Below are 11898 nucleotides of genomic sequence, written 5' to 3'. Positions count from 1 at the left end.
GCAGCTCCTTTGATTATTCGTCTGCAAACACTTTGCGAAGTCCTTCATTGGATTCGATCAGGCGGACCAGTGCCACACCCAGGATGGTGCAGCTGATGATCTCGCCCAGGCCCACGGTCAAGGCATTGAACAGGGCCATCGTGGCGGTGGGGGCGACATCGGAGAAGAACACCGTGATCTCAAACGCACCGACGATCAGCGCGTTGGACACAACGGGCGGAAAAGAGGCCGGAATGGCCAGGCCCTTCCAGCGGATGTTGCGCAGGGAGTAGGTCACCAGGCAGGCGACCAGCGTGGCGGCGGTCCCGAAGACCACGTCCACCATCGTGGAGCCCAGCAGGTTGGCCAGCAGGCAGCCCAGCGTCACACCCACAATGTATTCGGCACCGAACACCGGCAGAAGGCAGAGCGCCTCCGCCACACGGACCTGGACCGCGCCGTAGGAGAAGGGCTGCAATACCAGGCAGAGAACGGTGTAGACCGCGGCGATCATCGCGCAGCGGACCAGGGTTCGGACGGACAGTTTCTTTTCTTTCATACTTACACTCCGGCGGATAGATTTTGACCGGTTTCAAGACCGCCAGCCTTGAACCGGTTTGCGCGGGGGCCGGACTGGAATCCGGAACCTCCGCGGAGCCTAAAATCCTAAGTTGCTCAACAAATGGCTATTATAGCAAAACTGCGGACAGGCTGCAAGCCTGTCCGCAGAAGAAATTCAGGATTCCTGAGCCACAATGTTGTTGACCCAGACGCCCTTCTTGACCAGAATGAAACCGATGATGCACTTGATCAGATCCGCCGCGTTGACGAACAGATAGACCAGCACGATGGAAAGCCCGGTGTAGCGGGTCAGCACAAAGGCGATCGGAATGTTGACGCACCAGGTATAGCAGCTGTCAAACAGGAAGGTGATGACCGTCTTGCCGCCCGAGCGCAGCGTGAAGTAGGAGGCGTTGGCAAAGGCAAAGAGCGGCATGCAGAGCGCCGCCATCCGGATGACGCTGGACGCCAGGCTGCGGATCTCCGCCTCGGTGTTGTAGATCTGTGGGATGATGGGACTGCACAGCGTCAGGGCCACACCCATGACCGCACAGCTGGCCACGCTCAGGGTGATCATCCGCCAGGCGGTCCGCCGGGCACCGGCCATCCGGCTGGCACCCAGCTCCTGCCCGACCAGAATCGAGGTGGCGTTGCCGAGCGAAAGAAAGACCTCGTTGAAAATCTGGGTCACGGTGCCGGTGATGTTCATGGCGGCGATGACCTGGATGCCACGCACCGAGTAGCACTGCAGCAGCATGGCCTGGCTGATGCTCCACAGACATTCGTTGAGCAGCAGCGGCGTGCCCTTCACGATGATCTGCCGCAGCAGCGAGCCCTCGATGGCAAATCCGTGAAAGACGCCCTGCATGAAGGGGTAGCGCTCCACGCTGCGGTGTGCCCCGGAAGCCACGATGAAGAACTCCACAAAGCGGGAGAGGGAAGTGGCGATGCCGGCGCCCACCACGCCGAGCCGCGGGAACCCGAACAGGCCGAAGATCAGCAGACAGTTGAAGACGAAGTTGACGCCCATCGCAATCATGCTGGCCTGCATCGGCAGGGTGGTCTGGCCGGATTCGCGCAGCGTACCGGCGTAGGCCTGGGTGATCGCAAAGGGAATCAGACCCACGAGCATGACCCGCAGATACCCCAAAGCGTACTCCATGGTGGCCGCGGCGTCGGCAGCCGGGGTGCCGTCGGCAATGTAGAGGCCGATCAGGGCAGGGCCTCCGCCCAGCAGCACCGCAAAGGCGATGGCAAGCAGCAGCAGGACCATGATGAACTTGACCCGCAGGGTCTGGCGCACGCCTTCCATGTTGCCCTGGCCGTAGAACTGGGCGCCGAAGATGCCGGCGCCGGCCAGGGCACCCCAGATGCAGAGGTTGAAGACGAACAGAAGCTGGTTGATGATCGCAACGGCACTCATGGGCAGGGTGCCTACCTGACCGACCATCACGTTGTCGAGCAGGCTGACCACATTGGACAGCGTGTTCTGCACGATGATGGGCAGGACCACCACCGCCACATGGCGGTAGAATCTGCGGTCACCGACCAGACATTCGCGCAGCGTCAGGGACGGTTGTTGTTGCATGATAGGGTTCCTTTCGTTTTTTCCTTCCTTTTTCGCAGGGGCATAAAAACAGGCTGCCGTGCAAAACAGCAGCCCGGGAAAACCAGATTCGACGGCTTACGGCAGGGGCACCGCATAGTCCGCCAGACGGCGCGGCTTGCCTTCAAAGGCAATGGCAATGGCGTCGGGGCCGGTGTTGGCGCTCACAACGCCGCCCAGCTCAAACACGCAGACCGGGGCATGGCCGAATTCCTTGCGGCAGAGCCGGAGCAGCTCATCCCGCTTTTCCGTCGAGGAGGTGTAGGCAACCATGTAGTCCATGTCGCGGACATTGTCCACCCGGCTCTTGACCCACTTGACCATCGCAGGGGGCACGCTCGCGTCGCCGCGGACCTTGCTCTCCACCTTGCTGATGCCGTCATTCAGGCTGATGATGGGACGGATGCCCATCAGGTCACCGACCACGGCGGCAGCTGCCGTCACACGGCCGGACTTCTTCATCTGTTTCAGGCTGAACGCTGCCAGGCACACTTCCACCCGGGTCAGCTTGTCCTGCACTTCGCGCAGGCAGATCTGCAGATCACCGGCGTTGCGCACCTTGCGGGCGCACTCGCACAGATACCATCCGCCCGGCATCGAATAGGTGTGGCTGTCGATCAGATGAATCTTCATCTTGTGGCCGGGGCGTTCCTCATTGAGCATCTCGGCGGCCTTGACGGCGTTGCTGTAGGTGCTGGAACCGGCCGAATTGATGGTCATATGTACCAGATCGGTCACACCCTGATCCACATAGTTGGCATAGACGTCCAGCCACTGCAGCTGGGTGATGGCGGCCGTCGTGGGCACACCCTTGGCCTCGCGCATCATCTCATAAAATTCCTGATTCGTCATATCCCGGCGTTCCAGGTACTCTTTCCCGTCCAGGTTGATGGGGAAGCCGACAATGTCAATGCCGTACTTGTCCGCCAGCTCCTGGGGAATGTCCAGGCCGGAATCTGCCAAAAAGGCGATTTTTGTTTCACTCATATCCGCGTCCTCATTTCCATTCGTATCGGGTCAGTTGTCCATGCGTTTCCAGATCGGCAAAATCCCATTGCCGCAGTACCTCGTACACGCCCACGGCAACCGCATTGGACAGGTTCAGACACCGCTCGCCGCGGCGCATCGGCATCCGAACACAGTTGTCCTGATTGGCAGCCAGCAGTTCCTCCGGCAGACCGGCATCCTCCCGCCCGAACACCAGATAGGCCCCGTCCGGGTAGGCAACGTCGGTATGACGGCGCGGCCCCTTGGAACTGAAATAGTAGAAAGGCCCCGCGTTTGCCGCAAAAAAAGCGTCGCTGCTCTGGTAATATGTTATATCAAGCTGGCCCCAATAGTCAAGCCCGGCACGCTTTAATTTTTTGTCATCGATCGTAAATCCCATCGGTCCCACCAGGTGCAGACGGGCGCCCGTCACGGCGCAGGTCCTGGCCACGTTGCCGGTGTTCTGCGGAATCTGCGGTTCGATCAGAACAATGTTGACAGTCGGCATCTTCTTCTTTGCACTTCCTTTTTCTATGATCTGCTCAGCTGCCGGCCTGCATCAGGCGGGGCAGAACGTTTTCCAGCCAGACGCCCAGACGTTCGTCGGCCTCATCGGGGGTGGCTTTCAGACAATCCGCCACAAACACGGCGGCAGCCTGGGCGGCGGCCTGCACGACGTTGCCCTGCAGCAGCCGGCCCACCATCACGGCACCGAAGATGTCCCCGGTCCCGTGGAAGGTCTTGGGCACCATCGGCGTGCGGACCGTCTCCTCGCCGCCCGAGCGGTCGGCCCCCACGCAGGCAATGCCCCGCCCGGCCGGAACACCGGTGATGAGCACCTGCGGGCAGATCCGGGTCAGTCGCCGGGCCTGGGACGCTGCCAGACTCAGGGCGGATTCCCCGGTCACCCCGGGCATCGGGTCGCCCAGCAGCAGCGAGGCCTCGGTGGCGTTGGGCAGGATCAGACTGGCCCGGGAACACAGCGTATACAGTGCCGGCACCATCTCGGGCGCCAGGCCGCGGTACATCCGCCCGTGGTCGCCCATCACGGGGTCCACGACGGCCAGCGCATCGGGCCACAGGTCGATGGCCTGTTCCACCAGCCGGGCCTGACCGGGATCGGCCAGATACCCCGAATAGATGCAGTCAAACCGCAGCCCGAGCCGCTTGTAATGTTCGAGAGCGGCGGGACCGTAGGCGGGATTGGACAGTTTGGCCGGGGTGCCGAGCCCGCCCGTGTGGGAGGACAGCACGGCGGTGGGAAGTGCCACGGCCTGCATCCCCAGCGCGGAGAGCACCGGAATCACGACCGAAAGCCCGGCCCGCCCGAAGCCGGGCAGGTCGTGGATGCACAGAACGGTTTTGGGAGCATTGGACATAGGTAATACGCTCGTTTCTATGTAAGATTCTGACGGCAAAGCGGCACAAGAACGGCAAAAAATCGGCTCTTCCCGCTGCCTGTACCGATTTTACCACAAACCCCGCCACAAAAAAAGACGCATAAAGGCGAATCGGTTTGGAAATACTGAGGCTGTACCGGCAAAGACGCGAAACCGGCAAAAGGAAAGGAGCTGCACGTTCAATGGATCACATGATGTCTGTTGTCACCACCGCCGCCGTGGGCATGGCCATCGGCGGCGCGGTCATGTATGCCGCCACGCAGGACCACCGCCAGGTCCGCCGCACCGTCCGCAAGATGGCCCGCGGGGCCGAGAAGGCCCTGGTAGACTTTGACCGCATGGTGGAGCATTACACCCGCTGAAAAAATGCGCGGTGCGCTCCCGCAGAGGAGAGCGCACCGCGCGGCGGTACATAACACAATCAGAGAATCCGCACCCGGATGCAGGCTTCGATGCCGGCCAGACGGTCGGCCAGGGTGTCGTCCATCGTGCCGGTCACGTCCAGCATCGTGTAGGCAACATCCTTTTTGCCTTTGTTGACCATGTTTTCAATGTTCAGATTGGCGTCGGTCAGGATTCCCGTGATGGCCGAGATGGCGCCCGGCTCATTGCGGTGGATCATGCAGATGCGGCGTCCGCCCACCCGGGGCTGGCTCACATCCGGCAGGTTGACGCTGTGGGTGATGTTGCCGTTCTTCAGGTAGTCGCTCAGCTCACCCGCCGCCATCACGGCACAGTTGGTCTCGCTCTCGGGGGTGGAGGCACCCAGATGGGGCGTGCAGATCACACCGCGCACGCCGAGCAGTTCCTCGGCCGGGAAATCGCAGATGTACTGCGCCACCTTGCCGCTGCCCAGGGCGTCCAGCACGGCGGTGTTGTCGGCCAGCTCGCCGCGGGCAAAGTTCAGCACCCGCACGCCGTCCTTGCACATGGCCAGCGTCTGGGTATTGATGGTGTTCCGGGTGGACGGCATATAGGGAACATGGATGGTCAGATAATCGCAGCGGGGCAGCATGTCGCCCAGCGTCACACAGTGCTGGACACTGCGGGACAGGCTCCACGCCGCATCGATGGAGATGTAGGGGTCATAGCCCAGAACCTCCATGCCCAGCGAGACGGCGGCATTGGCCACCCGGGCACCGATGGCGCCCAGGCCGATGACGCCCAGCGTCTTGCCGCGGAGCTCGGGCCCCACGAACTGCTTTTTGCCCTTTTCCACGTCCTTGGCCAGCGTGGCGCTGCCTTTGAGACTCTGCGCCCACTGTACGGCGTCCGGCACATTGCGGCTGCCGCAGATCAGCGCGCCCACCACCAGCTCGGCCACGGCATTGGCATTGGCGCCCGGCGTATTGAAGACCACGATGCCCTGCTCGGTGCAGGCATCAATCGGAATGTTGTTGGTGCCGGCACCCGCCCGGGCAATGGCCAGCAGGCTCTTGGGCAGTTCCATGCTGTGCATGTCGGCGCTGCGCACCAGAATGCCGTGGGCATCGGCGGCCTCGTTGTCAATTTCAAACTGGCTGGCGGGCAGTTTGGCCAGTCCCACCGGGGAAATGGCATTCAGCGTTTTGATTCGGTACATGGTCATACAGGGCTCCTTCCTCTCTGCCCGCGCTCAGGCGTTCGCCTTGCGGAATTTTTCCATGAATTCAATCAGGTCGTCAATGGCCTTCGGCGGCATGGCGTTGTAGATGGACGCCCGCATACCGCCCACCAGGCGGTGCCCCTTGAGGTTGACGAACCCGGCCTTGTCGGCCTCGGCGCAAAACGCTTTGTCCAGCTCGGGCGTCGGGCTCGTGAAGGTCACGTTCATCATGCTGCGGTAATCCGGCTCCACCGGGTTGTGGTAGAAATTCTGGCTGTCCAGATAAGCGTACAGCTTGTCGGCCTTGTCGCGGTTGATCTGAGCCATGGCCTCCAGACCGCCGATCTCATGCTCCAGGTATTCCATCATCAGCCCGGTCATGTAGATGCACCAGCAGGGCGGGGTATTGTACATGCTGTCCTTGCCGATCAGCGTGGTGTAGTTCATCATAGTGGGAATTTTGTCGGCCGGGATGCCCTTGGCACTCTTGCCGAGCAGATCCTCCCGCAGGATCGCGATGGCCATGCCGGCGGGGGCGACGTTCTTCTGGACGCCGAAGTAGATGCAGCCGTACTTGGTCACATCGGTCGGCTCGCTGAAGATCATCGAGCTCATGTCCGCCACCAGGGGAATGCCGTCCACCTGAGGCACCTCCCGGAATCTGGTTCCGAAAATCGTGTTGTTCTGGCAGATGTGAATGTAACTGGCGTTGGGATCGTAGTCGATGGCCTTCACGTCGGGAATGTAGGTGAAGTTGCGGTCCTTGCTGGAAGCCGCGATCCGGGCCGTGCCGAACTTGGCGCCCTCCTCGGCGGCCTTCTTGCTGAAGTTGCCGGTCACCAGATAATCCGCCGTGCCGGTGGTCATCAGGTTCAGCGGGACCATGGCGAACTGCTGGGTGGCGCCGCCCTGGAAGAATCCGATTTTATAATTGTCCGGAACCCCCAGCACCCGGCGGATGCCGGCCTCGGTGTTCTGGATGATCTCGTCAAACCATTTGCTGCGATGGCTCATCTCCATCACGCTCATGCCGGAGCCGTGGTAATCCAGCAGGTCGGCCTGCGCCTTCTGCAGAACGGAAACCGGCAGCATCGAAGGGCCGGCGCTGAAATTGTACACACGATTCATAAGGATGACCTCCCGCTAATCTTTCATTGCCCCGGCGGAAATACACCGCGCTGTTGGGATCTGACGCTATTATACGCAGGCTGCAAGCTGCCGGACAAGTCAAATCCGTCCGTCAAAACGGCAAAAAAGACCCATGAAAAAGCCGCTTCGTTTGCCAAAAGAGAGAACCGTTTTCCGCCTGAAAACAGTTTATTTTACAAACGTAAAAGATGACTTGAAAAAACGCACAAGAAAACCCCTGAAACCTTGTGCAAAATACCATCTTGCAAAATAATCAACCACAAATGTAAAATAAAAACACAAAATCTGCTACAAATGTAGGAGGTACACCGTGAATCATCTCTCCCCAAGCGAGGAACAGGTCATGACGGCCCTGTGGGACTGCGGAAAACCTGCCACCCGCCGCCAGATTGCCGCCCATCTGCCCGCCGACTGTGTCTGGGCGGATTCCACCCTTCTGAATTTCCTGCTCCGGCTGGAGAACAAGGGCTATCTCCGGCCCGAAAAACAGGGCAACCGGAACATCTATACGCCGCTGGTGCGTCGGGTGACCTACTGCGGGGCGGTGTCGGCGGCCCATCTGCGCACGTTGTACGGCGGTGATCCCCGGCGCATGATGGAGGCCCTGGCCGATACCGGCCGGATCACCAACGCCGAGCTGGAACGCCTGGCCCGGTGGCTGGACAACCGGGTGGCCGAAAGCCCCGAATACGATTACGACTGAAAAAACGGCCAGCAGGGAAGCACGGATGCCTCTCTGCCGGCCGTCGGCATGGGTCGTCAGTCCTGACCCAGGGTTACAATTTCACGGATGGCGCGCCCCGTGGGGGTTCCCGCCAGGCCGCCGATGCCGGTCTCCCGCAGGTCGCTGCTCATGGCGGCGCCCACCTCGGCCATGGCGTCAATGACCTCATCGGCGGGAATGTGACCCACCACGCCGGCCAGCGCCATATCGGCGCAGCTCACAGCGTTCATCGCGCCGATCACATTGCGCTTGATGCAGGGAATCTCCACCAGACCCGCCACGGGATCGCAGACCAGCCCTTCCAGATTGGTCAGCGCCATCGCAAAGGCCTCGGCGCATTGCTCGGCGCTGCCGCCGCGCAGCGCCGCCAGGGCCGCTGCGGCCATGCCGCTGGCGGCACCCACTTCCGCCTGACAGCCGCCCTCGGCACCGGCCAGGGTGGCGCGGGCCGCCACCACCTGGCCAAAACCCGCTGCGACATACAGTGCCTGGCAGACGGCATCCTCATCGGCCTGCTGGCTGCGGTACAGCGGCAGCAGCACGGCGGGCAGCACACCGCAGCTTCCGGCCGTGGGGGCGGCGACGATCCGCTTCATGCAGGCGTTGCACTCGGCGGTCTTGAGTGCCTCCGCCATGACCTGGGCCAGGTACCCGTCGGTGTACAGACGGCCTTCGGCGGCTGCGGCCTCCACTTTGGCGGCGTCGCCGCCCGCAAAACCGCTGTTGGAGCGGTCGGTGCCGCAGTAATTGCGGCTGGTCTGGACCATGACCTGCCACAGCCGGCGCATCTGTGCCCAGCTTTGGGCGCGGGTCAGGCCGCTTTCCGGCAGGTCGCTTTCCAGAATCATCTCCCACAGCGGCCGGCCGTTCTGCAGGCAGGCGTCCACCATTGCGCGTACAGAGGGAAAGGACATCTCAGACACCTCCTTCGGGATCTTCCAGGTTCAGACCGGTCACCTTGACAATGCCGGACATCGCACGCAGCGCGGTGATCAGTTCGTCGGGCAGCGGTTCGTCACATTCTAGCACCATGACCGCATAGCCGCCCGCCGAGGAGCGGTAGAGCTGCATGGTGGCAATGTTGATGCCGCGGGCGCTGAGCGCCGCCGTGACTTCCGCCACATGGCCCGGGGTGTCCAGATTGTGGACAATCAGCGTGTTGTGGTCTCCGCCAAAATTGGTCGTGATGCCGTCAATCTGGCAGATGTTGATGCGCCCGCCGCCGATGGAGGACCCCATCACTTCCAGCTTGCGCCCGCTCGGTCCTTCCAGACGCAGCAGCGCCGTGTTGGGGTGAGCGCCGCGCAGTGCGACGGTGCCCACCGTGAAGGTCAGACCGGCCTGACGGGCCAGGGCAAAACTGTCCGGAATGCGCTCGTCGTCGGGCTGCATTCCCATCAGACCGGCCACCAGTGCCCGGTCGGTGCCGTGGCCGCGGCCGGTGGCGGCAAAGCTGCCGTGCAGCAGAATCTCGGCCCGGCGGGGTTCCTCACCGAGCAGACGGCGTGCCGTCAGCCCGATGCGCACCGCACCGGCCGTGTGGCTGCTGGACGGCCCGGTCATGACCGGGCCCAAGACATCAAACAAACGCATGGCGGATCTCCTTTGCGGCATGTACAATTTATGTATGGTAGTATTATAGACAGTTCCGCCCTGTATTGCAAGCCGGACGCCGGGAGTGGACTTTTCTTATAAAAATGGGGACAAATCCGCAATGACGCGGCCCTTGCAAACGTGTTATAATTATAACAAACCGAGGCGGATGACCGCACGAATACTTATGGGAGGTACCTATTTTATGGCAGATCGTATTGTTCTGAATACTATTTCCTATCATGGCGCCGGCGCCATCGAAAACATTGTCCCCGAGCTGACCAAGCGCGGCTACAAGAAGGCTTTTGTCTGCTCTGACCCCGACCTGATCAAGTTCGGCGTGACCGGCAAGGTCACCGCGCTGCTGGATGCCGCAAACTTTGCGTACTCCGTCTACAGCGAGATCAAGCCCAACCCGACCATCCAGAACGTGCAGGACGGCGTGGCTGCCTTCAAGGCCGCCGGAGCGGACTGCATCGTTGCCATCGGCGGCGGCTCCTCGATGGACACCGCCAAGGCCATCGGCATCATCGTTGAGAACCCCGAGTTCGCCGATGTCCGCAGCCTGGAAGGCGTTGCGCCCACCAAGAAACATGCCGTCTTCACGATCGCGGTTCCCACCACTGCCGGCACCGCGGCCGAAGTCACCATCAACTACGTCATCACCGATGTCGAGAAGAAGCGCAAGTTCGTCTGCGTCGACACCAACGATATCCCCGAGATCGCCGTCGTCGACCCCGAGATGATGTCCAGCATGCCCAAGGGCCTGACCGCCGCCACCGGTATGGATGCGCTGACCCATGCCATTGAGGGCTACATCACCAAGGGCCATTGCGTCATCAGCGATATGTTCCATCTGGAAGCCATCCGCCTGATTTCCGAGAATCTGCGCGGCGCCGTCCAGAACACGCCGGAAGGCCGCGAGGGCATGGCGCTGGGCCAGTACATTGCCGGTATGGGCTTCTCCAACGTGGGCTTGGGCGTTGTCCACAGCATGGCGCACGGCCTGTCCGCCTTGTATGACACCCCGCACGGTGTTGCCTGCGCGATCATCCTGCCCACCGGCCTCGAGTACAACAAGACCGTGGCCGGCGGCCGCTACCGCGCCATCGGCAAGGCCATGGGCGTGGAAGGCATTGACGCCATGAGCGATGCCGACGCTGCCGATGCCACCATCGCTGCCGTCAAGAAGCTCAGCGCCGATGTGGGCATCCCCGCCAACCTCAAGGGCATCCTCAAGGAAGAGGATATCCAGTTCCTGGCCGAGAGTGCTTTTGCCGATGCTTGCTGCCCCGGCAACCCGCGTGATACCAGCGTCGAGGAGATCAAGGCGCTGTACACCAGCCTGCTGTAATTCGCATACCTGAACATTGCCCCCGCCGGAAAGGTCTGTCCTTCCCGGCGGGGGCTTTTGTCTGTAAAGTGCTGTCCTGCAAAAGGGGAGAACCCTTCTCCGGACAAACAAAGAAGCCGGGCCACAATCCTCTTTCAGATTGTGGCCCGGCTTTGGCGGAGTAAGAGAGATTTGAACTCTGAGAAAGCAACATACAACAGTTCAGTTACTCGATTCTGCGACTTTTTTACGACACAAACAGAAAATTCCCCAGCTTGTAAGCAGCAATTACAAGCTGGGGGATTGCTATTATTCTTTGGGAGTATCGTCGATGTTGTCAGGATCGTCGAGCAGGTCGAACTGCTGTTCGGCCAACTGCTTGCTGGCGGCCAGGAGCTTGGTGAGCCAGGCGGGGACAGGGGCTCCCATGTCGGTGGCGTTCTCGACAATCGATCCAAGCTCGGTGAAAATGTACCACACAAGGATCACCGGCAATACCAGTGACGTGTACTCAATGCTCAGGGCGGGGAAATGCTCCACGGCCATCCCCAGCACACAGTCGGCCTCCGCGGCCACCAGCACCACCAGGATCATCCCGCCCTTGTGCCAGATGCCGGCGCGGGCCACGGCACTGGACCAGTTGCCCTGTGCCGCAGCGGCGGCGCTGCCGCTGATCCAGTCGATGACCATACAGATCACCCAGGCGACCACAAGCCAGCCCAGCCAACCGAACGCCGCGGTGAAGGCACCACAAATCCCCGAGACAACGGCTTTGATCGTATTCTTATCCATCATCACGCCTCCTTGTAACGTGCAAAATACTCCTTGTCCTTCTGTCCGGCCATCTGCCACAGCGTCATGGCGTCGCCGTCCGAGGCCGGGCCGATCAGCAGGGCCGTCACGGTATCGGCAGGCAGGCCGAGCGACCGGGCCTTGGCCAGGATCTCGGCATCGGTGCCGATGATGCACAGGCGCTGCAGG

At 61.4% G+C, this 11898-nt stretch carries 14 protein-coding genes and 1 riboswitch; of the genes, 3 read left to right on the top strand and 11 right to left on the bottom strand.

Annotation, left to right across the window (positions count from 1 at the left end; translation table 11 throughout):
• Nucleotides 1-13 precede the first annotated feature (13 nt).
• The 5 genes from U0L91_RS10445 to U0L91_RS10425 all read right to left on the bottom strand — a co-directional run bounded on the left by U0L91_RS10445 (nucleotide 14) and on the right by U0L91_RS10425 (nucleotide 4512).
• On the bottom strand, nucleotides 14-538 hold the full coding sequence (locus tag U0L91_RS10445; RefSeq protein ID WP_330046741.1) for a QueT transporter family protein: 525 nt from the start codon (nucleotides 536-538) through the stop codon (nucleotides 14-16).
• Between the two features lie 7 nt (nucleotides 539-545).
• Nucleotides 546-656: riboswitch (PreQ1-III riboswitch) on the bottom strand.
• Between the two features lie 59 nt (nucleotides 657-715).
• Nucleotides 716-2128: an MATE family efflux transporter gene (locus U0L91_RS10440; protein ID WP_330046740.1), complete on the bottom strand. Its 1413-nt coding sequence runs from the start codon at nucleotides 2126-2128 to the stop codon at nucleotides 716-718.
• A gap of 96 nt (nucleotides 2129-2224) precedes the next feature.
• Nucleotides 2225-3133 carry a DegV family protein gene (locus tag U0L91_RS10435; RefSeq protein WP_330046738.1) on the bottom strand — a complete coding sequence of 303 codons (909 nt, stop codon included), beginning with the start codon at nucleotides 3131-3133 and terminating at the stop codon, nucleotides 2225-2227.
• Nucleotides 3134-3143: 10 nt separating this feature from the next.
• The gene (locus U0L91_RS10430) at nucleotides 3144-3641 is read right to left on the bottom strand and encodes a tRNA (cytidine(34)-2'-O)-methyltransferase (RefSeq protein WP_330046736.1); all 498 of its coding nucleotides are present in this window, start codon (nucleotides 3639-3641) and stop codon (nucleotides 3144-3146) included.
• 34 nt (nucleotides 3642-3675) lie between these two features.
• Nucleotides 3676-4512, bottom strand: coding sequence for a bifunctional hydroxymethylpyrimidine kinase/phosphomethylpyrimidine kinase (locus U0L91_RS10425; protein ID WP_330046734.1), 837 nt, complete (start codon nucleotides 4510-4512; stop codon nucleotides 3676-3678).
• A gap of 203 nt (nucleotides 4513-4715) precedes the next feature.
• Between U0L91_RS10425 and U0L91_RS10420 the strand changes: the two genes are divergently transcribed.
• Nucleotides 4716-4895, top strand: a complete 180-nt coding sequence (locus U0L91_RS10420; protein ID WP_330046732.1) for a hypothetical protein — start codon at nucleotides 4716-4718, stop codon at nucleotides 4893-4895.
• Between the two features lie 59 nt (nucleotides 4896-4954).
• Here U0L91_RS10420 and U0L91_RS10415 read toward each other — a convergent pair whose 3' ends face one another.
• The gene (locus U0L91_RS10415; RefSeq protein WP_330046799.1) at nucleotides 4955-6115 is read right to left on the bottom strand and encodes a phosphoglycerate dehydrogenase; all 1161 of its coding nucleotides are present in this window, start codon (nucleotides 6113-6115) and stop codon (nucleotides 4955-4957) included.
• Nucleotides 6116-6148: 33 nt separating this feature from the next.
• Nucleotides 6149-7246, bottom strand: coding sequence for a 3-phosphoserine/phosphohydroxythreonine transaminase (serC, locus tag U0L91_RS10410; RefSeq protein WP_330046730.1), 1098 nt, complete (start codon nucleotides 7244-7246; stop codon nucleotides 6149-6151).
• A gap of 331 nt (nucleotides 7247-7577) precedes the next feature.
• On the opposite strand from serC, the gene U0L91_RS10405 reads away from it, so the two are divergent.
• A complete protein-coding gene (locus tag U0L91_RS10405) occupies nucleotides 7578-7970 on the top strand; it encodes a BlaI/MecI/CopY family transcriptional regulator (RefSeq protein WP_330046728.1) in 393 nt (130 codons plus the stop codon).
• Nucleotides 7971-8026: 56 nt separating this feature from the next.
• Here U0L91_RS10405 and sdaAA read toward each other — a convergent pair whose 3' ends face one another.
• Together sdaAA and sdaAB are read right to left on the bottom strand one after the other, a co-directional pair.
• On the bottom strand, nucleotides 8027-8905 hold the full coding sequence (gene sdaAA, locus U0L91_RS10400; RefSeq protein WP_330046726.1) for an L-serine ammonia-lyase, iron-sulfur-dependent, subunit alpha: 879 nt from the start codon (nucleotides 8903-8905) through the stop codon (nucleotides 8027-8029).
• A gap of 1 nt (nucleotide 8906) precedes the next feature.
• A complete protein-coding gene (sdaAB, locus tag U0L91_RS10395) occupies nucleotides 8907-9584 on the bottom strand; it encodes an L-serine ammonia-lyase, iron-sulfur-dependent subunit beta (protein WP_330046724.1) in 678 nt (225 codons plus the stop codon).
• Between the two features lie 205 nt (nucleotides 9585-9789).
• Here sdaAB and fucO point away from each other — a divergent pair, with 205 nt between their 5' ends.
• Nucleotides 9790-10938, top strand: a complete 1149-nt coding sequence (gene fucO / locus U0L91_RS10390) for a lactaldehyde reductase (protein ID WP_330046722.1) — start codon at nucleotides 9790-9792, stop codon at nucleotides 10936-10938.
• Between the two features lie 288 nt (nucleotides 10939-11226).
• Here the strand turns inward: fucO and U0L91_RS10385 are convergent, their stop codons facing one another.
• Both U0L91_RS10385 and U0L91_RS10380 read right to left on the bottom strand, forming a co-directional pair.
• The gene (locus U0L91_RS10385; protein ID WP_330046720.1) at nucleotides 11227-11709 is read right to left on the bottom strand and encodes a phage holin family protein; all 483 of its coding nucleotides are present in this window, start codon (nucleotides 11707-11709) and stop codon (nucleotides 11227-11229) included.
• A gap of 2 nt (nucleotides 11710-11711) precedes the next feature.
• Nucleotides 11712-11898 (bottom strand): hypothetical protein (locus U0L91_RS10380; protein WP_330046719.1); only part of this gene is annotated, 187 nt, incomplete at its 5' end.

The organism is Gemmiger sp. (genome assembly GCF_036306485.1).
GTDB lineage: Bacteria > Bacillota > Clostridia > Oscillospirales > Ruminococcaceae > Gemmiger.
Note: the sequence above shows the minus strand (reverse complement) of the source record. Positions and strands in the feature narration are given on the sequence as shown.